We start from the raw sequence: 25,196 nt of genomic DNA, 5'->3' as shown, positions 1-25,196 counted from the left end.
ATGGTCAGGGTCTCCCGGTCCCGCAGAGAGGAAGCGTCATGGACGAGCAGGGCGAGTACTTCGATGTCGTCGTCCTCGGAGCCGGCCCCGGCGGCTATGTCGCCGCCGTCCGCGCCGCCCAGCTGGGCAGACGCGTGGCTGTCGTCGAGGAGAAGTACTGGGGCGGTGTCTGTCTGAACGTGGGGTGCATCCCCAGCAAGGCCCTGCTGCGCAACGCGGAGCTGGCGCACATCTTCACGCGCGAGGCGAAGACCTTCGGCATCAAGGTGGAGGGTCAGGTCACCTTCGACTACGGGGAGGCGTTCCGCCGTAGCCGCAAGGTGGCGGACGGCCGGGTCAAGGGCGTGCACTACCTGATGAAGAAGAACAAGATCACGGAATTCGACGGCCGTGGCACCTTCCTCGACCCGCACACCCTGCAGGTGGCCGGCTATGACGGCGAGACCCGCACCATCGGCTTCGAGCACTGCATCATCGCCACCGGCGCCACGCCGAAGCTGCTGCCGGGCACCAAGCGCAGCGCGCGCGTGGTGACGTTCGAGGAGCAGATCCTCGCCGAGGACCTCCCGCAGTCGATCGTCATCGCGGGTGCCGGAGCGATCGGTGTGGAGTTCGCCTATGTGCTGCACAACTACGGCGTGAAGGTGACGATCGTCGAGTTCCTGGACCGCGTCGCTCCGCTGGAGGACGCCGAGGTCTCCGCCGAGCTCGCCAAGCAGTACCGCAGGCTCGGCGTCGACGTGCTCACCTCCACCCGGGTCGACGCCATCGACGAGTCCGGCCCCCAGGTCCGGGTCACCGTCACCGCCCAGGACGGCTCGCAGCAGGTGCTGGAGGCGGACAAGGTCCTCCAGGCGATCGGCTTCCAGCCCAACGTCACCGGCTACGGCCTGGAGAACACCGGCGTGCAGGTCAACGGGCGCGGGGCGATCGAGGTCGACGGTCGGTGCCGTACCTCAGTGCCTCACCTCTACGCGATCGGCGACGTGACCGCCAAGCTGATGCTCGCGCACGCCGCGGAGGCGATGGGCATCATCGCCGCCGAGACCCTCGCGGACGCGGAGACCATGGAGCTCGACTACGTGATGATCCCGCGAGCCACCTACTGCCAGCCTCAGATCGCCAGTTTCGGCTACACCGAGGCTCAGGCCCGTGACCTGGGGTACGACGTCAAGGTGGCGAAGTTCCCCTTCACCGCCAACGGCAAGTCGCACGGCCTGGGCGATGTCACCGGTTTCGTGAAGCTGATCAGCGATGCGACGCACGGAGAGCTCATCGGCGGCCACCTGATCGGCCCCGACGTCACGGAGCTGCTGCCCGAGCTGACCTTGGCCCAGCAGTGGGACCTGACCGTCCACGAGGTCGCCCGCAATGTGCATGCACACCCCACCCTGGGCGAGGCGGTCAAGGAGGCCGTACACGGCTTGGCCGGTCATATGATCAACATGTGAGATGGGGGCGGGAGCAGGCAGGCCACCACAACTCTGGTCAAGGAGAGCGCGATGGGAATGTACGAGGACGTCTTCCGGGCCAGCCTCGAAGACCCGGAGGGCTTCTGGCTGGGGGCGGCGGAAGGCGTCGACTGGGAGGTGGCGCCGTCCCGTGCCCTGGACTCCTCGGGCGCACCCTTCTACCGCTGGTTTCCGGACGGCCGGCTCAACGTCTGCTTCAACGCACTGGACCGGCATGTCGAAGCCGGCCGGGGCGAACAGCCCGCGCTCATCCACGACTCCCCGGTGACCGGCACCCGGCGCACCTACACCTACGCCGAGTTGAGGGACGAGGTGGCGGCCTTCGCCGGGGCCCTCGCCGGGCTCGGTGTGGGGCACGGCGACCGGGTGGTCATCTATATGCCGATGGTCCCCGAGGCCGCCATCGCGATGCTGGCCTGCGCACGCATCGGCGCCGTCCACTCAGTGGTCTTCGGCGGGTTCGCCCCACCCGAACTCGCCGTCCGCATCGACGACGCCACCCCCAAGGTGGTCGTCTCCGCCTCCTGCGGCATCGAGGGCAAGCGCGTCATCCCCTACAAGCCGCTGCTGGACCGCGCGATCGAACTCGCCGCGCACAAGCCACAGAAGCGGGTGATCCTGCAACGGCCCCAGGAGCAGGCCGAGTTGGGGCCGGACGACCTCGACTGGGCCGACCTGGTCGCCGCCGCGCCGCCCGCCGCCTGTCTTCCCGTGGCGGCGACCGACCCCCTCTACATCCTCTACACGTCCGGAACGACCGGGAAACCCAAGGGAGTTGTCCGCGACTGCGGCGGTTGTGCCGTGGCTCTGCACTGGTCGATGGGTGCCGTGTACGACATCGGTCCGGGCGAGACGATGTTCACCGGGTCCGATGTCGGCTGGGTCGTCGGGCACTCGTACATCGTCTACGGGCCGCTGCTGGCCGGTGCCACGACCGTGCTGTACGAGGGCAAGCCGGTCGGCACCCCGGATGCGGGCCAGTTCTGGCGGGTCGCCGCCGAGCACGGCGTCAAGACCATGTTCACGGCGCCCACCGCCTTCCGCGCCATCAGGAAGGAGGACCCGAAGGGCGTCCTCACCGCGGACTACGACCTCTCCCGGCTGCGCTACCTCTTCCTCGCCGGTGAACGCCTCGACCCCGAGACCTACCACTGGGCGAGCGCCCTCCTGGACATCCCGGTGATCGACCACTGGTGGCAGACGGAGACCGGCTGGCCGATCGTCGCCAACCCGGTCGGCATCGAGGCCGCCCCCGTCAAACCCGGCTCGCCCACCCGTCCACTGCCGGGCTGGGACGTGCGCGTCCTCGACCCCTCGGGGCGGCCCGTGCCGGCCGGGGTCGACGGCGCGATCGTCGTGAAGCTGCCCCTGCCGCCCGGTTCGCTGCCCACCCTCTGGAACGACGACGCCCGCTTCGTCGCCTCCTACCTCTCCGCCTACGACGGCTACTACCTCACCGGCGACGGCGGGCACATTGACGAGGACGGCTACGTGTACGTCATGGGCCGCACCGACGACGTCATCAACGTCGCCGGACACCGGCTGTCCACCGGCAGCATGGAAGAAGCCCTGGCCGCTCACCCCGATGTCGCCGAGTGCGCCGTGATCGGCGTCGCGGACGCACTCAAGGGGCAGGTACCACGCGGCTTCGTCGTCCTGAAGGCGGGCACCGCCCGCGACCCGAGGGAGGTCGAGGCCGAACTGGTCCGGCTCGTACGCGAACGCATCGGTGCCGTCGCCTCCCTCAAGGAGGTCGCCGTCGTGGCCGCCCTGCCCAAGACGCGCTCGGGGAAGATCCTGCGCAAGACGATGCGCGGCATCGCCGACGGCCTCGACGAACCCATCCCGTCCACGGTGGACGACCCGACCGTCATCGAGAACCTGCGCCCGCTGCTCCACCGCCCCGATCACACTGTTTGAGCACGCTGCCGTCGGGCCGCCGCCGGGCCGGTGCCGTGGCCATGGCGTCGTGCAGGACCTCGAAGTCCTCCACCGCCAGCGGGATGCAGCCCAGGCGCAGCCGGTATCCCCAGTTGCGGTCCTGCGTCAGGTGCAGTTGGTGGGTGACGTCCCGCAGTTCCACGGGCCGGACGTCGAGGTAGTCGATGCGGCGGCGCCAGGGCCGCAGGATTCCGTGGGAGCCCATGTGGGTGACCTCGTCGGCGAGGTAGGGCTCGTCGTCGGCGATCATGCCGAGCGCGGTGAAGGCGCGCAGTGGGGTCTTGGAGCCGTAGATCTGGGTGGGGGAGTAGTAGACGAAGCCGTCGCCGCGGCGCATGCGGGCCAGGTTGTGCCGCTTGCCGTGGTTGACCTGGATGAATCCGTGGTCGACGGCGTAGCGGACGTGGTCGCCGGACACGACCCCGAGCCAGGTGTTGTGGGAAGCCATGGGCAACATCCTCCGAGCAATACATGACACCTGGCGTCAGGTAATCCGGGGCGATCGCTCGGCACGGGTGGCCGGTCACGCTTTCTCACTCATCCCTGCGGTCCGGTGCCGTGGACCAGCCGATGAGGGCGCCGCGCAGTGCGGCCACTGACCGGGGAGACGGCGAGCAGGCCGAGGAGTACGGGAAGTTCGGTGTTCACCAGCTGATACCGGCCGCCACCGGCAGGTGGTCGCTGCCGGTGGCCGGCAGTACCCATGAGCTCTCCGGCTGCACGCCGCGGACCAGGATCTGGTCGATCCGTGCCACCGGGAACGTCGCCGGCCAGCTGAAGCCGAAGCCGTCCCCGGCCGCGTCCTGGACCGAGTGCAGCTCCGAGGTGAGGCCGGCGAACGCTCGGTCGTCCGTGGTGCCGTTCAGGTCGCCGAGCAGCACCACCCGCTTGTTCTTCTCGGCGGCGACGGCTTTGGCGAGCGCCTGCGCGTTTCTGTCCCGGGTGGCCGTCGAGAAGCCCGCCCTGGGATTCACCCGTACGGATCCCAGGTGGGCCAGGTACACGGCGAGGGGCCCGTGGTCCGTGGCCACCGTGGTGCGCAGGGCCCGGTTGTAGGACAGCTTGGTGTCGGCCGGTTTGGTGGCGGCCAACGGACCGTAGTCGATCTCGGTGTCGACCGGCCGGGTGTCCGACAGCGGCAGCTTGCTCCACAGCCCGACCGTGCCCTGCACCGTGTGGTAGGGGTACGCCTTCGCCAGCCCCTTCTCGTACGTGCCCCGGGCCTGCGCGGTGATCTCCTCCAGCGCCAGCACGTCCGCCCCGGAAGCAGCCAGGTCGCGCGCGGTGCCGGCCGGGTCGGGATTGTCGGCGCTGACGTTGTGACTGGCCACGGTGAGGTCGCCGCCCGCGTGGGACTTGTCGCTGAGCAGCCCGCCGAAGAGGTTCAGCCACACGGCGACCGGCAGTAGCAGCGCGACCACCGCGGAGGCGGAGCGGCGCCACAGCGCCCCGGCAAGGAGCGCCGGGATGAACAGGCCGAACCACGGCAGGAGGTTCTCCACCAGGCTGCCGATGCCCCCGATCCCGTTCGGGATCTTCGCGTGCAGCAGCATGAGCAGGCCGAGCAGCAGTGCCAGTGCGGCGAGTACCGGGCCGCGCTTCCAGGGTTCCGGCCGGGAGGCGCTGCGGATCGCCCGGCGGATGCCCGCGCGCCAGGTTCCTGCGCCGCCCTGTCCGGTCTCCGCCGTGTCGACCTGCGCCATCGTCTCTCCGCGTTCACTGACGGTCACTGCTGCATCCTCGGGTCATGGGTGGGGTCGGCATACATGTGCGGGCAGCCACGAACGGTCGCTTCGGGGCGCAGTTCGTAGTGCCAGGGTTCGTTCCGGTAGATCTGGCACAGCCCGTACTCGGCACTGTGCCCGGACAGCCACGCCGTCGCGTCGGAGCGGCCGAGGTCGACCGCGTCCCCCGACACATGAGGGGACGTCGCCGCGGTGGCCACCCAGCGCTCGGCCTCGGCTTCGGATCCGTACTTGGCGATCGCCTCGCGAAGCAGCTGGTTCTGGTAGGCCGCGGAGCGCCAGCCGCTGTTGACGTAGAAGGTGACCTTGTCGTGCGCGGCGGCCGTCGCGGCCTGGCGGAGGGCCTTGAGCAGGCCTGGATCGAGCTTGGCCACGCCCGGGACGGAGTCGTCGAAGACCGTCACGCCATCCGGGACGGCACCGTCGGCCTCGCCGAGTCCACCATGGTGCCCACTGTGGAGATCATTCAAAGGCGATGCGGTCGAGAAGGACGAGGACTTCGGTAACTCGTAGCAGAGTGCTGCGGTGATCACTGCCAGGACGGCCGTCAGACCGACGACAAGCAGCCACCGCGGGGTTCGCGTCATACCGCCAGTCAAGGCAGCACGGTGTTGCCGGCACGTATGCGGTTTTCGATATGCCGACGATATGCGCCGGCTCGTAGCCTCGGAGCATGCGTGTGCTGATTGTCGAGGACGAGCCCTATCTGGCCGAGGCCATCCGTGATGGCCTGCGCCTGGAAGCCATCGCGGCCGACATCGCAGGTGACGGCGACACCGCTCTGGAACTGCTGAGCATCAACGCCTACGACATCGCCGTCCTCGACCGCGACATCCCCGGACCGTCCGGTGACGAGATCGCGAAACGCATCGTCTCCTCCGGCAGCGGCATGCCGATCCTCATGCTCACCGCGGCCGACCGTCTCGACGACAAGGCCTCCGGGTTCGAACTCGGCGCCGACGACTACCTCACGAAACCCTTCGAACTCCAGGAACTCGCGCTCAGGGTCAGAGCACTCGACCGCAGGCGTGCGCACAACAGGCCGCCCGTGCGAGAGATCGCAGGTCTGCGGCTGGATCCGTTCCGCAGAGAGGTGTACCGGGACGGTCGCTATGTCGCGCTGACCAGGAAGCAGTTCGCGGTGCTCGAAGTCCTCGTCGCTGCCGAAGGCGGTGTCGTCAGCACCGAGGAACTCCTGGAACGCGCGTGGGACGAGAACGCCGACCCGTTCACCAACGCCGTGCGTATCACCGTCTCGGCACTGCGCAAACGGCTCGGCGAACCCTGGATCATCGCCACCGTGCCGGGCGTCGGCTACCGCATCGACACACAACCGGAGGCCGGACGCGAGGGAGGCGAGCGTGGATAGGGCACCCGGGTTGAGCGTTCGCCTCAAACTCACCCTCAGCTATGCCGGATTCCTCATGGTTGCCGGCTTTCTGCTGCTCGCGGCGGTGTGGCTGTTGATCACCGCATGGCGGCCGGTGCGGCGCAGATACTCCTCGTCGAACGCGGCGATCCAGCGGACCGTCTCACCGGGAGTGACCCCGTAGCAGGCGGCCAGGTCCGGCGTGGCCTCGATGTCCAGGACACCGGGCAGGGTCCTGCCGTCGGGCCGGAGGCCGACTGCTGGCGAGCCTCGGCGGTGACGGCGCCACCGTACGGCTGTGGGACGTCTCCGACCCCCGCCGTCCCCGGCCGGTCGGCACGGCCCGTACCGGCGGCACCGGTCAAGGCGATGCGCTGGCCTTCACGCCCGACGGGCACATTCTGGTCACCGGCGGCCCCCGGCACGGCCTGCGGCTGTGGAACGTCACCGACCCCGCACACCCCGCCCGCCTCGGCAGCCTGCTGACCGGCCACATCAGCTTCGTCCACTGGGCGGGCGTCAGCCCCGATGGCCGTACGCTGGCCAGCACCAGCGAGGACGACAAGGTCCGGCTGTGGGACATTCGCGATCCGGTACGGCCCCGGGCCCTGCCGGACATCCGCACGGGCGACACCGGTGGCACCTACTGGGGCGCGTTCAGCCCCGACGGCAGGCTGCTCGCCACCGCCGGTGCCGGCCACGACGTGCGCGTGTGGAACGTCTCCGCCCCCGCGCACGCCTCAGCCCTCGGAAGATCGCTGACCGGTCACACGGGTGTGGTGACCTGGGCGGGGTTCAGCCCCGACGGCCGCACGCTGGCCGCCGCCGGCGACGACCGGACCGTCCTGCTGTGGGACATGACCGATCCGGCCCGGCCGGCCTCGTGGGGCAAGGGGCTGACGGCAGGACACACCGCGGCGATCGAGACAGCCGCGTACCGCCCGGACGGCCGCCTCCTGGCCACGGCGGGAACCGACGGCTCGATCCGGCTCACGCCCCTCGGACTCGACCAGGCGATCCGGCGGATCTGCACCAGCACCGCCGGTCTGCTCACCCCGGCGCAGTGGTCGGACGACATACCGGAACTCGCGTACGCCTCGCCGTGTCACGACTGAGGAGGCCCCCCTCGCCGCACGCCAGTCAGCGAGGAGTCATTTCGCCCAGCGGAACCGCTGCACGCGTGTGTGATCTCGTACGACAGGCCGGGTTCCGCGCCCGCCTCGCGGTCCGGCACACCATCCTGTTCGAATCGTTTCTCATCTACGAGCTGTGCTCCACCATGGGAGACCCGACGGCCTGACGGAGACGGGCCATCAGCGCGGGACGGTCACCAGGACGCGGCCGCGCCCGCCCGTATCGACCCGCTCGTGGGCCTTGGCGATGTCGTCGAGCGGGAAGCGGTCGCCGATGTCGACGGTCAGAGCACCGACGGCGGCCGCCGCTGTGAGGTCCCGCGCGGCTTGTCGTTTGGCCTCGGCGGGGAAGTCGTCGCTGCCGAGCAGGCGCAGGGTGACGTTGTTGAACAGCAGCGGCCAGAAGGGGAGTTCGGTGCGGTCGGCATGGGTGCCGTAGGCGGCGATGACGGCGTCGAGGGCGGCGACGGCGTTGTCGAGGTCGGCGTTGGCCGACAGGGACACCTCGACGATGCGGTGCACACCGTCGGGCGCGTACGCGCGGATCGCGGCCGCCGGGTCGTCGGCGTCCAGGGCGACGGCGTGGGAGACGACGGCCGGGTCGACGCGGTCCAGATCGCGGCTGTGGCGCACGGTGCCGAGGACGGTGGCGCCGCCCCAGCACGCGAGCTGCGCGGCCAGTGAGCCGACGCCGCCGAGCACTCCGTGCACCAGCACGAGCCTTCCGTCGACCGGCCCGTCGGCGAACACGGCCCGGTGCGCGGTGATGCCGGGGATGCCCAGACTCGCGCCCAGTTCGTCGCTGAGGTGGTCGGGCAGCGGAACGGCCTGGTGGTCGGGTACGACGGTGTACTGGGCGGCGGTGCCGAAGGCCCGGTAGGACTGCGCGCCGTACACCCACACCCGCTGCCCGATCCGGTGGGTGTCGACCCCGTCCCCGACGGCGTCGACGACCCCGGCGGCGTCACTGTGCGGGATCACGCGGGGGTAGGGCATCGACGAGCCGAGCCAGCCGCGCCGCTTCTTGGTGTCGCCGGGGTTGACGCCGGAAACGGTCACGCGGACGCGGACCTCGCCGGGGCCGGGCCGGGGGTCGGGCAGTTCACCGACGTGCAACACGTCGGCGGCCGGGCCCTGTTGGTCGTACCAGGACGCGAGCATGGACGTACCTCCGCGGTCTGTCAGGGGTTTTCGGGTGTTTGCTGGTCCAGGATCTCGTGGAGCCAGGCGCGTTCGGCTCCGCTGGTGGCGCGGGCGGTCAGGAGCAGGCCGCGCCGGTAGGGGTCGGCGACCTCCTCGGCGCGCAGGGGCCGGTCACCGTCGTAGAAGAAGCTGGCCGGTGTCTCCAGGAACGTGAGGCGCCGGCGCAGCACCGCGTGCTGTTCGGCGACGTGGGGGAGAAGGGAGAGGAACGACAGGATCGTGGCGAACCGCGTCTGGTCGGTGATCTCGTGGTCGGCGGGCGCGCGCAGGCGTTTCAGCAGTTCGGTGCGTCCGGCCTCGGTGAGGCTGAGGATGTAGCGGGCGGCGCCTGCGCTCGGATCGGCCTGTCGTTGCAGGAGGCCCGCCTTGGAGAGGCGGTTGATGGCGGGGTAGAGGCTGCCGTCGCTGACCGGTCGGATGTAGCCGGTCAGGCGGGAGACACGGCGGCGCAGGTCATGGCCCGCCAGGGGGCCTTCGGCGAGGAACCCGAGGATCGCCAGCTCCAGCATGCCTCCATCGTCACACACTTGCATCGATTCGATGTGTGCATCGAATCGACCTTCGTTCGTATAGTGAAATTGGCTTCACTATTTCCATTTGTGCGGACCGGAGGTCGCCGAGCGGTGGCCGCCTGAGGAGTCATCATGAGCAGTGACGAGTTTCCTGAGGTCACGACGGTGGCGGGCGCGGTGCGCGGCCGCCGTGAGGAGGGCCTGGCGGTCTTCCGCGGTATCCCGTATGGGCAGCCGCCCGTCGGCGAGGCGCGCTTCGCGGCGCCACGACCGGTGCGGCGCTGGGATGGCGTACGAGAGGCGATGACGTTCGGTCCGCCGCCCCCGCAGGAGCCGCTCGGGCCCGCCGCCGAGCCGGTCGGCGGCGCACCGGCCGGTGACGACTGGCTGACGGTCAACGTCTGGACGCCGGACGCGGATCCGGCGGCGCGACGACCGGTGATGGTGTGGATCTACGGCGGCGCCTACAAGTTCGGCTCCGCCGACGACCCGGCCTACGACGGCAGCCGTCTCTCCCGTGACGGCGAGCTGGTCGTGGTGACCCTCAACTACCGTGTAGGCATCGAGGGGTTCGCGCGGATCGAGGGCGCCCCGGCGAACCGGGGACTGCTCGACCAGGTCGCCGCCCTGGAGTGGGTGCGGGAGAACATCACCGCCTTCGGCGGCGACCCCGACCAGGTCACCGTCTTCGGTGAGTCGGCCGGTGCCGGATCCATTGCCGCGCTGATGGCCATGGAGCGGGCCCGGGGCCTGTTCCGGCGGGCCATCGCGCAGAGCGTGCCGGGCACGTTCTTCTCCGACGCGCTGGCCGCGGACATCGCACACGCCATCGCGGGGGAGCTGGGCCTGCGTCCGACGGTGGCCGACCTGTCCGGTGTGGACCCGCGCAAACTGACCGCGGCTGGGGCCGCGTTGAGCGCCCGGATGCGCGAGTACGTGCCCCGATGGGGCCCGGTCGCGCTCACCCCGACCCCGTACTCGCCCGTCGTCGACGGCGAGATCCTGCCCGCCACGCCGTGGGAGGCGCTGGCGAGTGGCGCCGCACGGGACATCGAGCTGATCGCCGGACACAACCGGGACGAGTACCGGCTGTTCCTCCTGCTCGGCGGGCTGCTCGGCCAAGTGGACGACAGCCTCGCGTCGATGGCGCTGGGGCTGTTCGGTCCTGCACCGGACGCCGGGCAGGCCTACCGGGCCGCGTTCCCGGAGGCCTCCGCGGAGTACCTGTTCGAACTCGTCCAGTCCGACTGGCTGTTTCGCATGCCCTCGCTGCACCTCGCTCAGGCACACGCGGCGGGCGGCGGCCGGGCGCACCTGTACGAACTCACCTGGTCCGCGCCGGCGAACGGTGGCGCCCTGGGTGCCTGCCACGGCCTGGACGTGCCCCTGACCTTCGGCGTGTACGGCGGCCTGGGCGCCATGCTGATCGGACCGACGCCCTCACCGGAGACCGAGGCGCTCTCCGCCCGCTTCCGTTCGGCCTGGACCTCCTTCGCCCGGACCGGCGACCCGGGGTGGCCCGCCCACGACACCGGACAGCGCCTCGTCCAACTCCTCGCTGCCGAACCCACGGTGGCCGCCTATCCCGAAGAAGCCTCCCGCCGAATCTGGGAACGGCACACGTTCGCTCCGCTGGCCCTGGCGACCCCGTGAGCACACGGCCCGGGCCGCCTGCGTGAACTGCGCGGGCGGCCCGGGCTCGGAAAGGCCGTGCAAGCCACGGACCGGAGCTGTACGGCTTCCTCAACGCCGCGGGCATCTCCGGCCTGTCTGGCGGGCGAGCGGGCGGCAACGGCCGTCGGCCGGCAGGTGGATCTTCGTGGTCGGTCCGACGTGGGAGCTTCCGAGGGTGTGGTCGTGCGGCTCGCCGGCCGGGGGCCGTCGGGCGGGCCCCGGTGGCGTGCTGGTGAGCGCGCGCGATTGTGGAGTCGACGGTGGCGACCCGGTCGAGGTCGCCCTTGGTGTCTGCCCGCGCGAGCAGAGTCGTGAAGATCCGTTCCTACGTGCCGTCGACCGCCCGCCCCCGCAACCGCCGCCCCGTGCTCACCGATGAAAATCCGCCGAAATAGCCCTGAGTGCGGCCCAGTTGGCGGCGCCGGGACGCCTCCGGATTGTCGGTCCGGCAGCCCGGAGAACTCCCGTCATCACAGGTCACAGGGCGCGCCTCCGTCGCCACGGCACCGGCAGGCGGTCGGCGATCCGTGGCCACATCTTCAAAACGTAGGCACAAATTCCACACATCCCTCTCTCCAGACGGGCCGCGATGGTCTAGATTGACCGTGCTTCACATGGTGGGACACGAGCCGACAAATGGTGTTCTATGGGTCCGCTGCTGCGGACAGCCAGTACTTGCGTCTTCGGGGACAGACGTGGGGGTGATCAATTCTTGGTGCCTGTGAGGGGCTGAGGGTGCGTTGAGCATCCGAGGTTTCGACGGGTTTCCGCGCACCTCAAGAGCCGGACAGGACATGCGAATCTGCTGCTGCCGGGTGAGGTGCTCACACAGCTCTGAAAGAGCCGCATGCACGGGAGGCGGGGGCCTCCCGAGGGGGGAACAGCGGGGCGGGAGGCGGGGGCCTCCCGAGGGGAGGAAGTGCGGGAGGCGGGGGCCTTCCGCAGGGGGCGAATCAGTGTTGGGCGAACACGTCGAACCACTGGGGACCTTGGGGGGTTCTTGTGCGGCAGGGGGGAATAGTCGGCCCTTTTCCGTCGGCGCGCGGGCGTCTGGCGAACGGGGCAATCAGCCAGCCCGCGATCGAGTGGGAGCAGCGGTACCGCCGTACCGTGATCATCAGTGACACCGTGGCCACCGCCTTCGTGGTGGCGGCGATCGGCGACTTCTTCGGGGCCCGGGACGCGGCCAACTGGCACGAGAAGTGGGGAATACTCGCCTTCGGCACCCACCTGCTGGTGCTGGGAGCGCTCGCGGTGAGCCGGTCGTGGTCTCCGGCCGTGCTCGGCCAGGGCGCCGAGGAATTCCGCCGGCTCGGCCGCTCCCTGTTCACGGCGACCGTCGTCCTGGCGCTCGGCGGGATCGCCCTGACCTCGCGCAACATCAAGCTCTGGATATTCGTCGCGGTCCCCGCGATCGCACTCGTCACCATGACCGCGCGGTATCTGCTCCGCCTGTGGCTGCACAAGCAGCGCAAGGAAGGGCGGTGTCTTAGACCGGTGCTTGCTGCCGGGAGCCTGGACACCGTGAGCGACCTGATCACCCGGACCCGTAAGTTCCCGCACATCGGCTGGCGGGTGGAGGCGGTGTGCACGACGGACGGTCGCGGGCTCGACGGTGACGAACTGGACGGAGTGCCGGTCGTCGGCCAGCTGTCGGACGTCGCCAAGCACGTCCGCCACGACGGCTACCGTGTCGTCGCGGTCACACCGGACCCGCACTGGTCACCGGACCGACTGCAGCGGCTGGCCTGGAACCTCGAAGGCAGCGATGCCGAGATGGTCGTGGCCCCCGTGCTGATGGAGGTGGCCGGCCCGCGGCTGCACGTCGACGCGGTGCTCGGGATACCGCTGCTGCGGGTCAGCATGCCGACCTTCACCGGGGGCCGCCGGGCGATCAAAGAGGTCGTCGACCGGGTGGGCGCAGCGGTCCTGCTGGTGGTGTTCGCGCCGCTGATGGTGTTCGTCGCGCTGCTCGTGCTGGTGGACAGCCGGGGCGGGGCGTTCTACCGCCAGCGCAGGGTCGGCAAGGACGGCCGAGAGTTCACCATTCTCAAGTTCCGCACCATGGTCACCGGGGCTCACGGGGCACGTGCCCAGCTGGCCGACCGCAACGAGGGCGCAGGCCTGCTGTTCAAGGTCCGCCGGGATCCGCGGGTGACCCGCGTGGGAACAGTGCTGCGCCGGTACTCGCTCGACGAACTCCCGCAGCTCTTCAACGTGCTCTCCGGATCGATGTCGCTCGTCGGACCACGGCCTCCGCTGCCGGAGGAGTCCGCCGCGTACGGCCCGGACATCCGGCGGCGGCTGCTGGTCAAGCCCGGGCTCACCGGCCTGTGGCAGATAAGCGGACGCAGCGACCTTCCGTGGGAGGAGGCGGTCCGCCTCGACCTGCGGTACGTGGAGGACTGGTCGCTCGCCCTGGACACAGTGATCTTGTGGAAGACGCTGCGTGCAGTGCTCCACGGGCAGGGGGCGTATTGATGCGCGGGGGTCGTCCGACCGGCGCGTGGATCGCAGGCCGCAGGGGCCTGCCTGGGGGGAGAGACGGGGCATGAGAGTCAGCGTTTTCGGGCTCGGCTACGTGGGCTGCGTATCGGCCGCGTGCCTGGCCAGCATGGGACACGAGGTCATCGGGGTGGACGTCAACCAGGTGAAGGTCGACCTGGTCAACGACGGCAAGGCCCCGGTGGTCGAGGAGCGGATCGGCGAGCTCATCGCCGACGTCGTGCGGACCGGGGCGTTGCGCGCCACCGGCGACGTCCGCGAGGCGATCATGGACAGCGAGATATCGCTGGTCTGCGTGGGCACGCCGTCGGAGCCCAACGGCAGTCTGTGCACGACGTACTTGGAGCGGGTCACCGAGGAGATCGGCGCCGTGCTGGCCGAGGGGGCCAAGCAGGGGGGCCGGCACACCGTCGTGTTCCGCAGCACCATGCTCCCGGGCACCTGCCTGAACCTGTTGGTGCCGATCCTGGAGAAGTACGTCGGCGGCACGGCCGGGGTCGACATCGGGGTCGCGGTCAACCCGGAGTTCCTGCGCGAGGGCACAAGCGTGCGGGACTTCTTCGACCCGCCCAAGACCGTCATCGGCGAGCTCGACCCGGCAAGCGGCGACGCGGTGTTGGCGCTGTACGACGGCCTGCCCGGCGAGGTGTTCCGGGTGCCGGTCCCGACCGCCGAGGCGATCAAGTACGCGGACAACGCGTTCCACGGCCTCAAGATCGGCTTCGCGAACGAGCTGGGCGCGGTGTGCCAGGCGCTCGGGGTGGACTCGCACCAGGTGATGGACGTGTTCCTGGCCGACCGCAAGCTGAACATCAGCCCCGCCTATCTGCGGCCCGGCTTCGCCTTCGGCGGCTCCTGCCTGCCCAAGGACCTGCGCAGCCTGGTCCACGCGGCGCAGCGGGCCGACGTCTCGGTGCCCATCCTCTCTCACGTGCTGCCCTCCAACTCCGACCATCTGCAGCGCGCGGTGGACCTGGTCGAGCGCACCGGCAAGCGCCGGGTGGGAATGTTCGGGCTGTCCTTCAAACCCGGCACCGACGACCTCCGCGAGAGCCCGCTCGTAGAGCTGGCGGAGAGGCTTTTCGGCAAGGGCTACGACATCAAGATCTACGACGCCAATGTGAGCCTCTCCCGGCTGCTCGGCGCGAACCGCGAGTACATCGAGAGCCGGCTGCCGCATCTCGCGCAGCTGCTCGCGGACTCCGTCGACGAGGTGCTCGAGCACGCCGAGGTGTGCCTGGTCGGGACCAAGGACCCGGCCGTGGTGTCGTCGCTGCCCCATGCGGACGGCCCGGTGATCGTCGACCTCATCCGCCTTCCCGACGCCGAGGCGCGTCGGGCCGAACCGGGGTACATGGGCCTTGCCTGGTAACGCAACGAGAGGCGACGGGCCGGCCCGTCGCGCGCTGATTCTGGTGGAGAACCTGTCGGTGCCCTTCGACCGGCGGGTGTGGCAGGAGTGCACGACGCTGCGCGACGCGGGCTGGGAGGTCCACGTCATCTGCCCCCGCGGGGAGAAGCGGGACACGGAGGCGGAGGCGGTCATCGACGGGGTGCGGATTCACCGCTACCCGTTGCGCGCGGCCACCGGAGGGCCGGCCGGCTATCTGCGGGAGTACGGATCGGCCTTGTGGCACACCCTCAGGCTGGCCCGCAAGGTCGGCCCGGTCGACGTGGTCCACGCCTGCAACCCGCCCGACCTGCTGTTCCTGCCCGCACTGTGGCTGAAGCGGCGCGGCGCGAGGTTCGTCTTCGACCAGCACGACCTGGTACCCGAGCTGTACCTCTCCCGGTTCGACCGCGGCAAGGACATGCTCTACCGCGCCGTGTGCGCGCTGGAACGGCGGACCTACCGGGCCGCGGACATCGTGCTCGCCACGAACGAGAGCTACCGGGACGTCGCGCTGCTCCGTGGCGGCAAGCGGCCGGAGGACGTGTTCGTGGTGCGCAGCGCTCCCGCGATCGAACGGTTCCAACCGGTGCCGCCCGAGCCGGAGTTGAAGCGCGGCAAGCCTCATCTGCTGTGCTACCTCGGCGTCATGGGCCCTCAGGACGGCGTCGACTATGCCTTGCGGGCCCTTGCGAAGCTGCGCGACGAGTTCGGGCGGACCGACTGGCATGCGGTGTTCGTCGGCTCCGGCGACGCCTTCGACGCGATGGTTGAGCTGTCCGGGCGGCTCGGTCTCGCCGACCACGTGCAGTTCACCGGGCGCATTCCGGACGCCGACCTGGTGCGCTACCTGTCCACCGCGGACGTATGCCTTTCCCCCGACCCGCGCAATCCGCTCAACGACGTGTCGACCATGAACAAGGTCCTGGAATACATGGCGATGGGCCGGCCGATGGTCTCGTTCGACCTCCGGGAGGCGCGCGTCTCCGCCGGTGACGCCGCCGTCTACGCGCCCGCCAACGACGAGGCCGAATTCGCCAAGCTGATCGCGCTGCTCCTCGACGATCCGGAGAAGCGGGCCCGGATGGGCAAGATCGGCCAGGAGCGGATCAGCGGCCCGCTTTCCTGGCAGAACTCGCAAGCGTCGCTGCTCGCCGCCTACGCCGCTGCCTGCCGGGACCATGCTCCGGTGTCGGCGGGTGGGCCGGTCCGTACGGGGAAGAGGCTGCTCCATTGAGTGATGACACGATCCGTCTGGCCATGATCGGACGGATACTCCGTCGGCGGTGGCGGCTTCTCGCCGTACTCGCCGTGGTGGGTGCGCTCTTCGGCTACGGCAGCTCGGTGCTGGTGTTTCCGCCGCGATACACGGCGTCGGCATCCGTACTGCTGCCGGGGCTGTGGGAGGAGCGCGAACTACTGACCCAGGTGGACATCGCCACCAGTTCGGCGGTGGTCGACCGTGCGGCCGACGCCCTCGGGTGGAAGGGCGTCAGCGGCACCGAACTGCAGGATCAGGTGACCGCCAAGGCCGCCGACGGGAACATCATCAAGATCTCGGGCACGGCCGACACCCCGGAGCGCGCGCAGCACCTCTCCGACCAGGTGGCCCAGCAGTTCGTCACCTTCGCCGCGCGGATCGCGGGCGGCAGTGCCGACCCCGCAGTGGCCACGGGGACCGAGGCGCTGCGGAAGAAGGTGGCGGAGACCAACCGCCGCATCACCGACCTGGCCAATGCGGCCAACCCCGGGCAGACCGTGGAGAGCGTGCAGGCCCGCACCGAGCTGGAGAAGCTGCGCACCTCGCTGCAGGACGCCATGAAGCAGCTGGAGCAGGCCGACCCGGCCACCAACAAGGCCAGCATGGTCGTCATGGGGCCGGCGCCCCGGCCGACCGGCGCGGCAGCGCCGACGAGGATGCAGCTCATCGTCGGCGGGGCGCTGCTGTTCTTCCTGTTCGCGGTCATCGGCCATCTCGCCGCCGCACGGGTGAGCCGCCGGCTGCGCACCGAACCGGAGATCGCCGCGGCGCTGGGCTCGGCGCTGCTCGGCACCGTCGACGTGCCCGGTGAACGGGGCGCGGACCGGCCGGAGAACGGTGGCAGCCGGGCCAGGATCCGCCGACTTCTCGGCGTCGACACCCGGTGGGACCTACCGACCCCGCAGAGATCCGGCGACGAGGCCGACCGGCGGATCCGCTACCGGCGGGTGTGTGCTCGCCTCCGGGAGCAACTGCCGGCCCCCCGGCGGCTGCTGGTCGTCGTACCGGAAGGCGACGAGGTCGCCCGCCGGGCCGCCGGGCAGCTCGTGGCCGAGGCCAAGAACGATCTGCTGCTGCGGGTGGTGGAGGTCTCGGTGGACCGGCCGATCGTGCCGGACCGCGGCACGGAATCCGGTGTCCTGGTCGTCCTCAGCGCGGGCAGCTGGACCGCGGAGGAGCTTGTCGGCATCGCCGAGGCGTGTGCGGACGGCAGGCATGAGGTCGTCGGCATCGTCGTCGCCGCCGCGGTCCACGGCGCTCCGACGCGGACCGCCGACCTTCCCTCGGGCGGGCGGACTCCCGACCTTCCTTCGGACGAGGCCACTTTGACGTTTGCGATTCCGGGCCATGCGACGGGAGGTTCAGCGTGACGACAAGCACGACTTCGGAGTCGTCGGCCGCCACTCCGCTCATCGACCTGCAGGCGCTGGTGGTCGCGGTCCGCAGGCGCCGCCGTCTCTGGACCGCCATGGCGCTGCTCGGACTGCTGATCGGCGGGGCGGTGGCGGTCCTGCTGCCACCCGCGCCGGCCGCGGTGACCAAGGTGCTGGTCGCGCATCAGGAGGACCAGCCGAACGACACCGGAACGCTGATCCGCACCGACGTCCAGCTGCTGGGGACCACGCGGATCGCCGACCAGGCCCTGCGGTCCCTCAAGTCCCCGGAAAAACCGGAGGACTTCATGAAGGACTACCGGGGCACCGGACTGTCCAACAACGTGCTCCAGATCGATGTGACCGGTGCCACCGAGGCAGAGGCGGTCGCCCGGGCCAAGGCGCTGGCCGAGGCGTTCGTCGCGGACCATGCGAAGCGGGTACGGGACATCGCGGACGCCGAGGCCAAGGGCCTGATCGCCCAGCGCGACCGCATGCAGGCCGAGCTCGCCGACGTCAACAAGCAGATCGGCGGCCGATCGCCGGACAGCGACCCGAAAGCGTCGGCGAGCACCGAGTCGCTCTTCGCCCGCCGGGCCGAACTCACCTCGCGGATCGCCGATTTCAGTCAGCGCTCCGAGGAGGCGCGCATCGGCACGCCCCAGCTCATCGCCGGCACGCAGATCGTGGACGGCCCTCGTGCGGTGCGGCAGTCCCTGCCCAAGGCCGCGGTCACCAACGCCGTGATCGGATGCGTCCTCGGGCTCTTCCTCGGGCTCGCGCTGGCCGCGGTCGGCGTGGTGGTGGCTGACCGCCCCGTGCTGCGCCGGGACATCGCGGAGAACCTCGGCGCCTCGGTCATCGCGGAGCTGCCCCGCCGGTCGGGCAGGCCGTGGCAGCGCCGACGGATCCGGGTGGCACGCGAACGGCTCACCACGAGCCTCGCCCGCACCGTGCGCGGCTCCGCGGAACCGCTGTCGCTGCTGGAACTGGGCTGTGCACGCAGCACGAGCGTGATCGCCCTGAGCCTTGCCCGGGCAGTGGCGGCGGATGGGCCAGTGGCCGTCATCGACGGTCTGCCCGGCCCGCAGCTGGCCAAGCACCGCCCGAAGCCGGGAGACCCCACCGTGGTCAGCGGCGAGCGTGCCGCGACCCTGTCGCCCGAGGAGCGCCGGATCGGCGTCGGCTCGGTGGCGCCCGGCACGGCGTGGACCGACCTCCAGTACCTCGGCACCCAGACCGTGCTCGTCGTGCGCGCCGGGCACGGCAACGCCGCATGGCTGCACACCGTGGCGCGGCAGCTCGCGGACCAGCGCATTCCGGTGATCGGTGTGGTGCTGATCGACCCCGATCCGCGGGACCGGACCGACGGCACGCTGTGGGACGGGCTGCACACCGCGCTGCGCGGCCGCAGCGAGACACCGGCCCGGCACAACGGGACGAGCGGGCGGCGGATGGAACGGCTGCCGGTGTGGGCCGCACAGGGTCCGGACAACGACCAGGAAGCGCGGTAGGACATGTGTGGCATCGCAGGCACTTACCGATGGCCCGACGGAAAGGTCGTGACCGACCGGCTCACCGACACCCTCGCCCACCGCGGCCCGGACGGCGCGGGGCGCTACGGCCACCCAGTCGGTGACGGCGAAGTCCAGCTCGGGCACCGCCGGCTGGCCATCATCGACCTGTCCGAGACCGGCGCCCAGCCGATGGTCTCGGACGGCCTCGCCCTGACGTACAACGGCGAGCTGTACAACGCGCCCGAGCTACGGGCCGAGCTGGCAGCCGCCGGGGTGCGCTTCCGCGGCACCTCCGACACCGAGGTGCTCCTCGAGGCCTGGCGGCGCTGGGGCACGGACTGCCTGCCCCGGCTGCGCGGCATGTTCGCGTTCGGCATCTTCGACGAGCGAACCGGTGAACTGGTGCTCGCCCGCGACCAGTTGGGCATCAAGCCGCTGTTCCTGCTCCGGCGCGGCGAGGGCCTGGTGTTCGCCTCCGAGCTCAAGGCGCTCGCCGCCGCCACCGGCGGGTCGCTGGAGGTGGACCAGGCGGCGCTGGTGGCTTCCCTCCTCTATTACTGGGTGCCGGACTCGCGTTGCGCGTTCCGCGAGGCGGAGAAGCTGCCGCCGGGGAGCTGGCTGAGGATCCGGCCCGACGGCCGGGTGGAGCGCGGCCAGTACTGGAACCTGAAGGACGTCGCCGCCGAGGGCCGGGAGCGGGCCCGCAGTGGCGAGCAGCCGGACCTGGCCGCCATTGTCGAGGAGTCGACCCGGCGCCACCTGCTCTCCGACGTGCCCGTGGCCACCTTCCTCTCCGGCGGCCTCGACTCCAGCTATCTGACCGCGCTCGCGGCCCGCCACCAACCCGGGATCTCCGCCTACACGATCGGATTCCGCGCCGAGGACGCCAAGTTCGAAGCGATGCCGGACGACCTGCGCTATGCCCGGCAGGTGGCCGAGCAATTCGGCGTCGACCTGCACGAGATCGAGATCGCCCCGAACGTGCTCGACCTGTTGCCGCAGATGACGTACAGCCTGGACGAGCCGATCGGCGACCCCGCCGCGATCAACACCTTCCTGATCTGCTCGGCCGCCCGGGAGGCCGGGGTCAAGGTGATGCTCTCGGGGATGGGCGCCGACGAGCTGTTCGCCGGCTACCGCAAGCACTTGGCCAACCTGCTCGCGCTGCGCTACCAGCGCGTCCCGCGGCCACTGCGCCGCGGGGTGTCCGGGGTGGTGGACCGGCTGCCGGTCGCCACGTCCCGCCGGGGGTACCGGTCGGTGCGCTTCGCCAAGCGGTTCCTCTCCTTCGCCGATCTGCCGGAGGAGACCGCGTTCCGGCGCAGCTACACCATGTACGACCAGGACGAGCTGCTCGCCCTGCTCGATCCGGACCTGGCCGGGACGGTCGAGGACGTGCTGACCGAACATGCGGACGTCTACCAGGACAACGACCTCGACGACTTCGTCAACCGCATGTGCCTGACCGACGCCCGGATGTTCCTGCCGGGCCTGAACCTCACCTACACGGACCGCTCCAGCATGGCTGCGTCGACCGAGGTACGGGTGCCCTATGTGGACGTCGAGGTGGTCAAGGCGGCGTTCGCCGTGCCCGGCAATCGCAAGATCGCCGGACGGCAGGGCAAGGCCGTCCTCAAGGAGGCGGCCACCTCGGTCCTGCCCCGGGAGATCGTGTACCGGCCCAAGGGCCTGTTCAGCGCCCCGCTGCGGGCCTGGATGAGCCGGGACCTGGCACCGCTGGTGCGCGAGGTGGTCAACGACGGCGAGCTGGTGCGCTCCGGGTTCCTGCGCCGCGACGCGCTGGCGCGGATGGTCGCCGAGGACGCCGCCGGGCAGCAGGACTTCTCCAAGCATCTCTGGCATGTGCTGACCCTCGAGTACTGGTACCGCGACGCGACCTCCGGGTCCGGCCAGGGCACTCGCTCGGCGGCGTAGAAGACGGCGTAGAAACAAGGGGACTTCGGTGAAACAGGTTGTTCAGAACTACAAGAGCGGCGAGCTGGCGGTGCTCGACGTGCCGGTGCCGGGGTGCAAGCCGGGCGGTGTGCTGGTCCGCAGCGCCTTCTCGCTGATCTCCACCGGGACCGAGCTCATGAAGGTGTCCGAGGCCGGCATGTCGATGCTGGGCAAGGCCCGTTCCCGGCCGGACCAGGTGGCCAAGGTCATGCAGAGTGTGGCCACCAACGGGCTGCCCGCCACCTACCGCAAGGTGATGGGCAAGCTGGACTCCTACACACCCCTTGGCTACTCGCTGTGCGGGGTGGTCGAGCAGGTCGGCGCCGGGATCGACGACGTGAAGGTCGGCGACCTCGTGGCCTGCGCCGGCAACGAGCACGCGCTGCACGCCGAGCTCAACTGGGTGCCGAAGAACCTCTACGCCCCGGTGCCGGACGGCCTCGCGCCCAGGCACGCGGCCTTCGGCACCGTCGGATCGATCGCGATGCAGGGCGTCCGCCAGGGCGAGCCGCAGCTCGGCGAGGTGGCGCTGGTGATCGGCCTCGGCCTGATCGGGCAGCTGGTGGTGCAGCTCCTCGTCGCCTCGGGAGTCCGCGTCGTCGGGGCCGACCCCGACCCGGTGCGCTGCGAACTCGCCGAGCGGCTGGGCGCCGCGGCCTGCGGCGACCCCGCGTCCGCGGCCGTGGAAGCCGCCGTCGCCGAACTCACCGACGGTCACGGCGTGGACCAGGTGTATCTGGCCGCCGGCGGCGGCAGCAACCAGCCCGTCGAGCTGGCCGCGCGGCTGTGCCGGGATCGCGGCCGGGTCGTCGACATCGGCAAGTGCCGCCTGGACCTGCCGTGGAACGCGTACTACGAGAAGGAACTCGACGTCCGGTTCTCCCGGTCGTACGGCCCCGGGCGCTACGACCCGGAGTACGAGCTCGAGGGCCGCGACTACCCGATCGGCTACGTGCGCTGGACCGAGCGCCGCAATCTGGCGTGCTTCCTCGACCTCGTAGCCCGCGGCGGCGTCGACGTGGAGCCCCTGATCTCCCACGTCGCAGACTTCGACGACGCCGTGGAGACGTACCAGAGCCTGAAAGACGGCGACTTGAAGGCCGTGGCGGTGCTGTTCCGGTACCCCGAACACGCGGGGGAAGCGGCGGAAGCGGCGGCTCCGGCAGTGGCCGTGCCCACGGTGAATGTGAAGCCGAGTCCGGCCCGGGCCGCCAAGACACCGGTGCGCCTCGCGTTCGTCGGCGCGGGAAACTACGCGACGTCGATGCTGCTGCCGCACCTGGCACAGCGCGAGGGTGTCGAGCTGTCGACAGTCGTCACCACGACGGCGCTGTCCGCGGCCAACGCGCAGCGGAAGTTCGGCTTCGCCGAGGCGACCACCGATCTCGACGCCGTGCTCGGCGACAAGTCCATCGACGCGGTGTTCGTGGTCACCCGGCACAGCACGCACGCCGAACTGACCCGCAAGGCCCTGCTGGCCGGCAAGACCGTGTTCGTGGAGAAGCCCCTGGCCCTCACCGAGGAGGAGCTGGCCGGCGTACTCGCGGCGGTGGAGGAGTCCGGCAACGACCGGCTCCAGGTGGGCTTCAACCGCCGGTTCGCACCGCTGCTGCAGGAGGCCAGGAAGCGGTTCGGCGCCCGGACCGGTCCGGCGAGCCTGCGCTACCTGGTCAATGCGGGCCGGCTGCAGCACGGCAGCTGGTATCTCCAACAGGGCACCGAGGGCTCGCGGTTCGCCGGCGAGGGCGGACACTTCATCGACACGGCGAGCTGGCTGCTGGAGGCCGACCCGGTCTCGGTGTACGCGGTCGCTCCGTCCGGCAACGAGGACCTGCAGGTCGTGCTGCGTTACGAGGACGGGTCCACGGCCACCATCAGCTACGTCACGACCGGCGCGCCCGGCTTCCCCAAGGAGACGCTGGACCTGGTCGCGGACGGCAAGGTGCTGCGGCTCGACGACTTCGTCCGGGCCTCGGTGTACGGCCGTAAGAAGTGGGTCAGTTCGCGGCTGCCCAAGGCCCGGGACAAGGGCCAGAACGCCGAGCTGGCCGCGTTCATCAAGGCCGTGCGGACCGGTGGGCCGATGCCGGTGCCGCTGGAGTCGCTGGTCGCCACCACGGCGGCCACCCTCGCCGTGCAGACCGGCCTGGCCGGCGGCGCGCCGGTGACGCTGGAGCGGGCGCGATGACCATGAGCGCGGGCTGGTACCTGCGGCGGCTGTCCCGGATGGGACCGCAGGAGGTCGCGGGCCGGGTGGGTGACACGGTGCGCAGGCGGCGATGGCGGTCGGCACGGCCGGACTGCCCGAACGTCACCGACGCCCGGTTCACCGCGGTCCTGCCCGCCGGCACGATCGCCGCAGTACCTCCGGACGCCGCGAAACGCCTCATCGCCGAGGCGGACCGGCTGATGTACGGACACGCCGAGTTCTTCGGGGTGGTCCGCGACGACATGGACGACCCGGACTGGTGGTGCGACCCGAAGACCGGGCGCCGGGCACCCTGGGGCTACGCCTTCGACGTGCCGTACCGCAACGAGGACGCGGTCGGCGACATCAAGCAGATCTGGGAGCCGTCCCGGCACCAGTACCTCACCGTGCTCGCCGCCGCCTACGCGATCACCGGGGACGAGCGCTACGCCGAGCGCGTGGCCGAGCACCTGCGGTCGTGGTGGGCGGCCAACCCACCGCTGCGGGGTGTGCACTGGATCAGCGGTATCGAGCTGGGCATCCGGCTGCTGTCCTGGGTGTGGATCCGCCGGCTGCTCGACGGCTGGCCGGGCGCGGCCGACCTGTTCGAGGACAACCCGGTGGCGCTGAACCAGATCTGGCACCACCAGCGCTGGCTGGCCGCCTTCCCCAGCCGGGGGTCCTCGGCGAACAACCACATCATCGCCGAGACCGCCGGGCAGTTCGCCGCGGCGTGCGCGTTCGACTGGTTCCCCTCCTCGGCGCGTTGGCGAGCCGACGCGCTGCGGTCGCTGGAGCGGCATCTGCGCAGCAACACCTTCGGCTCCGGGCTCAACCGTGAGCTGGCCTCCGAGTACCACGGTCTGGTGCTGGAGCTCGGTCTGGCCGCGGTGGCCGAGGCGGACGCCGCGGGCGTGCCGGTCCCCGCGACCGTCCGCCTGGTGCTGCTGCGGATGACCGACGCGCTCGCGGCCGTCATGGACAACCGGCTGCGGCCGCCGCGCCAGGGCGACGCGGACGACGGGCACGGTCTGATCCTGGACGGCGCGGGCACCGACCGCTGGGGCTCGCTGCTGGCCACCGGCGACGCCGTGTTCGGCCGGCTCGACTGGTGGCCGGCCGTGACCGGCACCGATGTGCGCACCCCGCTGCTGGCCGCGCTCATCAAGCCGTACTCGAAGAATGGAACCGCACCGGCTGTGACCCGCCCGGCCAGCCGACCGGCCCACTTCGCCGACGCAGGCATGACCATCCTGCGCGGCCCGGAGGAGATCTGGGTCCGCTGCGACGGTGGTCCGCACGGCTTCCTGTCCATCGCCGCGCACGCCCACGCGGACGCGCTGTCCGTGGAGGTCCGGCACGACGGGGTCGACGTGCTCGCCGACCCGGGGACGTACTGCTACCACGGGCAGCCCGAGTGGCGGCAGTACTTCCGGTCGACCCTCGGCCACAACACCCTGCAACTGGACGGCAGTGACCAGTCCGTCTCCGGCGGCCCGTTCCTGTGGACCCGGCATGCCGACACCCGCGTCCTGGCCGCCGACACATCCGGCGAGGAGGTGGCCCGCTGGAGTGCCGAGCACGACGGCTACCAGGGCTCCGTGCACCGCCGCCGGGTGGAACTGACGGCCGAAAGCCAGGAGTTGCGGGTGCTCGACGAGGTGCGCGGCCCGCGCCGGGCCGTGCAGCTGGCGTTCCACCTCGGCCCGGCGATCGCCGCGGACCTCACGGGGAACCGGGCCGAGCTCACCTGGACCCGGGACGGCGAGGGGCGCTCCGCGGTGCTCGACCTGCCCGGGCAGCTGTCCTGGCGGGCGCATCGCGGCGAGACCGACCCGCCGCTGGGCTGGTACTCCGCCGGCTTCGGGCGCAAGGAACCCGCCACCACGCTGGTCGGCACCGGCTTCACCGACGGCACGGAGGGCTTCACCACCGTGCTTGGGTTCCGCGGCTAGGG

19 protein-coding genes are annotated in these 25,196 nt (G+C 70.7%); 14 read left to right on the top strand and 5 right to left on the bottom strand.

All coding sequences use genetic code 11. The features are described from left to right. Positions 1–38: 38 nt before the first annotated feature. Together lpdA and P2Q00_RS06975 are read left to right on the top strand one after the other, a co-directional pair. On the top strand, positions 39–1,451 hold the full coding sequence (gene lpdA, locus P2Q00_RS06980; RefSeq protein ID WP_275770560.1) for a dihydrolipoyl dehydrogenase: 1,413 nt from the start codon (positions 39–41) through the stop codon (positions 1,449–1,451). Between the two features lie 51 nt (positions 1,452–1,502). Beyond that, positions 1,503–3,392, top strand: a complete 1,890-nt coding sequence (locus tag P2Q00_RS06975; protein WP_275770558.1) for an AMP-binding protein — start codon at positions 1,503–1,505, stop codon at positions 3,390–3,392. Here the strand turns inward: P2Q00_RS06975 and P2Q00_RS06970 are convergent. The 3 genes from P2Q00_RS06970 to P2Q00_RS06960 form a co-directional block, all read right to left on the bottom strand. Beyond that, a complete protein-coding gene (locus tag P2Q00_RS06970) occupies positions 3,343–3,861 on the bottom strand; it encodes an EVE domain-containing protein (RefSeq protein ID WP_275770556.1) in 519 nt (172 codons plus the stop codon). The two genes, P2Q00_RS06975 and P2Q00_RS06970, sit on opposite strands and share 50 nt — an antisense overlap. Positions 3,862–4,057: 196 nt before the next feature. After that, entirely contained in the window at positions 4,058–5,116 is a 1,059-nt protein-coding gene (locus tag P2Q00_RS06965; protein ID WP_275770750.1) for an endonuclease/exonuclease/phosphatase family protein, read from the bottom strand. A 23-nt stretch (positions 5,117–5,139) separates the two neighbouring features. Further along, positions 5,140–5,745: a M15 family metallopeptidase gene (locus tag P2Q00_RS06960; protein WP_275770554.1), complete on the bottom strand. Its 606-nt coding sequence runs from the start codon at positions 5,743–5,745 to the stop codon at positions 5,140–5,142. An 86-nt stretch (positions 5,746–5,831) separates the two neighbouring features. Here P2Q00_RS06960 and P2Q00_RS06955 point away from each other — a divergent pair, with 86 nt between their 5' ends. From P2Q00_RS06955 to P2Q00_RS50725, 3 genes are all read left to right on the top strand, one after another. Continuing rightward, positions 5,832–6,527, top strand: a complete 696-nt coding sequence (locus tag P2Q00_RS06955; protein WP_275770552.1) for a response regulator transcription factor — start codon at positions 5,832–5,834, stop codon at positions 6,525–6,527. Beyond that, positions 6,520–6,711: a hypothetical protein gene (locus P2Q00_RS06950; protein ID WP_275770761.1), complete on the top strand. Its 192-nt coding sequence runs from the start codon at positions 6,520–6,522 to the stop codon at positions 6,709–6,711. The genes P2Q00_RS06955 and P2Q00_RS06950 overlap by 8 nt, the downstream gene beginning before the upstream one ends. Before the next feature lie 73 nt (positions 6,712–6,784). After that, positions 6,785–7,642 carry a WD40 repeat domain-containing protein gene (locus P2Q00_RS50725; RefSeq protein WP_338059301.1) on the top strand — a complete coding sequence of 286 codons (858 nt, stop codon included), beginning with the start codon at positions 6,785–6,787 and terminating at the stop codon, positions 7,640–7,642. A 198-nt stretch (positions 7,643–7,840) separates the two neighbouring features. Here the strand turns inward: P2Q00_RS50725 and P2Q00_RS06940 are convergent, their stop codons facing one another. Continuing rightward, positions 7,841–8,821, bottom strand: a complete 981-nt coding sequence (locus P2Q00_RS06940; RefSeq protein ID WP_275770550.1) for an NADPH:quinone reductase — start codon at positions 8,819–8,821, stop codon at positions 7,841–7,843. 20 nt (positions 8,822–8,841) lie between these two features. Beyond that, the gene (locus P2Q00_RS06935; RefSeq protein WP_275770548.1) at positions 8,842–9,372 is read right to left on the bottom strand and encodes a PadR family transcriptional regulator; all 531 of its coding nucleotides are present in this window, start codon (positions 9,370–9,372) and stop codon (positions 8,842–8,844) included. Between the two features lie 135 nt (positions 9,373–9,507). Here P2Q00_RS06935 and P2Q00_RS06930 point away from each other — a divergent pair, with 135 nt between their 5' ends. From P2Q00_RS06930 to P2Q00_RS06890, 9 genes are all read left to right on the top strand, one after another. Next, positions 9,508–11,028, top strand: a complete 1,521-nt coding sequence (locus tag P2Q00_RS06930) for a carboxylesterase/lipase family protein (protein WP_275770546.1) — start codon at positions 9,508–9,510, stop codon at positions 11,026–11,028. Between the two features lie 1,023 nt (positions 11,029–12,051). Beyond that, positions 12,052–13,530 carry a sugar transferase gene (locus P2Q00_RS06925; protein WP_275770544.1) on the top strand — a complete coding sequence of 493 codons (1,479 nt, stop codon included), beginning with the start codon at positions 12,052–12,054 and terminating at the stop codon, positions 13,528–13,530. A gap of 70 nt (positions 13,531–13,600) precedes the next feature. Beyond that, positions 13,601–14,926 (top strand): nucleotide sugar dehydrogenase, encoded by a 1,326-nt coding sequence (locus tag P2Q00_RS06920; RefSeq protein ID WP_275770541.1) that lies wholly within the window; start codon positions 13,601–13,603, stop codon positions 14,924–14,926. Next, complete coding sequence (locus P2Q00_RS06915; protein WP_275770538.1) at positions 14,916–16,181, top strand: glycosyltransferase family 4 protein; 1,266 nt, start codon at positions 14,916–14,918, stop codon at positions 16,179–16,181. Before P2Q00_RS06920 ends, P2Q00_RS06915 begins: the two co-directional genes overlap by 11 nt. Next, positions 16,178–17,575 (top strand): Wzz/FepE/Etk N-terminal domain-containing protein, encoded by a 1,398-nt coding sequence (locus tag P2Q00_RS06910; RefSeq protein ID WP_275770535.1) that lies wholly within the window; start codon positions 16,178–16,180, stop codon positions 17,573–17,575. The genes P2Q00_RS06915 and P2Q00_RS06910 overlap by 4 nt, the downstream gene beginning before the upstream one ends. Beyond that, positions 17,572–19,092 (top strand): Wzz/FepE/Etk N-terminal domain-containing protein, encoded by a 1,521-nt coding sequence (locus P2Q00_RS06905; RefSeq protein WP_275770533.1) that lies wholly within the window; start codon positions 17,572–17,574, stop codon positions 19,090–19,092. The genes P2Q00_RS06910 and P2Q00_RS06905 overlap by 4 nt, the downstream gene beginning before the upstream one ends. A gap of 3 nt (positions 19,093–19,095) precedes the next feature. After that, complete coding sequence (asnB, locus tag P2Q00_RS06900; protein WP_275770531.1) at positions 19,096–21,030, top strand: asparagine synthase (glutamine-hydrolyzing); 1,935 nt, start codon at positions 19,096–19,098, stop codon at positions 21,028–21,030. A gap of 28 nt (positions 21,031–21,058) precedes the next feature. Then, a complete protein-coding gene (locus tag P2Q00_RS06895) occupies positions 21,059–23,239 on the top strand; it encodes a bi-domain-containing oxidoreductase (protein ID WP_275770530.1) in 2,181 nt (726 codons plus the stop codon). Further along, on the top strand, positions 23,236–25,194 hold the full coding sequence (locus P2Q00_RS06890; protein WP_275770528.1) for a heparinase II/III family protein: 1,959 nt from the start codon (positions 23,236–23,238) through the stop codon (positions 25,192–25,194). The genes P2Q00_RS06895 and P2Q00_RS06890 overlap by 4 nt, the downstream gene beginning before the upstream one ends. The last annotated feature ends 2 nt before the right edge of the window (positions 25,195–25,196 follow it).

Origin of the sequence: Streptomyces coacervatus (assembly GCF_029223485.1) — a bacterium.
Classification (GTDB): domain Bacteria; phylum Actinomycetota; class Actinomycetes; order Streptomycetales; family Streptomycetaceae; genus Streptomyces; species Streptomyces coacervatus.
This window is presented reverse-complemented; position numbering and strand designations above follow the sequence as displayed.

What these genes read in the sequence shown, in the direction of transcription:
- lpdA (WP_275770560.1), top strand. Translation starts at nt 39, where the DNA reads ATGGACGAGCAGGGCGAGTACTTCGATGTCGTCGTCCTCGGAGCCGGC.
- P2Q00_RS06975 (WP_275770558.1), top strand. Translation starts at nt 1,503, where the DNA reads ATGGGAATGTACGAGGACGTCTTCCGGGCCAGCCTCGAAGACCCGGAG.
- P2Q00_RS06970 (WP_275770556.1), bottom strand. Translation starts at nt 3,861, where the DNA reads ATGGCTTCCCACAACACCTGGCTCGGGGTCGTGTCCGGCGACCACGTC.
- P2Q00_RS06965 (WP_275770750.1), bottom strand. Translation starts at nt 5,116, where the DNA reads ATGGCGCAGGTCGACACGGCGGAGACCGGACAGGGCGGCGCAGGAACC.
- P2Q00_RS06960 (WP_275770554.1), bottom strand. Translation starts at nt 5,745, where the DNA reads ATGACGCGAACCCCGCGGTGGCTGCTTGTCGTCGGTCTGACGGCCGTC.
- P2Q00_RS06955 (WP_275770552.1), top strand. Translation starts at nt 5,832, where the DNA reads ATGCGTGTGCTGATTGTCGAGGACGAGCCCTATCTGGCCGAGGCCATC.
- P2Q00_RS06940 (WP_275770550.1), bottom strand. Translation starts at nt 8,821, where the DNA reads ATGCTCGCGTCCTGGTACGACCAACAGGGCCCGGCCGCCGACGTGTTG.
- P2Q00_RS06935 (WP_275770548.1), bottom strand. Translation starts at nt 9,372, where the DNA reads ATGCTGGAGCTGGCGATCCTCGGGTTCCTCGCCGAAGGCCCCCTGGCG.
- P2Q00_RS06930 (WP_275770546.1), top strand. Translation starts at nt 9,508, where the DNA reads ATGAGCAGTGACGAGTTTCCTGAGGTCACGACGGTGGCGGGCGCGGTG.
- P2Q00_RS06920 (WP_275770541.1), top strand. Translation starts at nt 13,601, where the DNA reads ATGAGAGTCAGCGTTTTCGGGCTCGGCTACGTGGGCTGCGTATCGGCC.
- asnB (WP_275770531.1), top strand. Translation starts at nt 19,096, where the DNA reads ATGTGTGGCATCGCAGGCACTTACCGATGGCCCGACGGAAAGGTCGTG.
- P2Q00_RS06890 (WP_275770528.1), top strand. Translation starts at nt 23,236, where the DNA reads ATGACCATGAGCGCGGGCTGGTACCTGCGGCGGCTGTCCCGGATGGGA.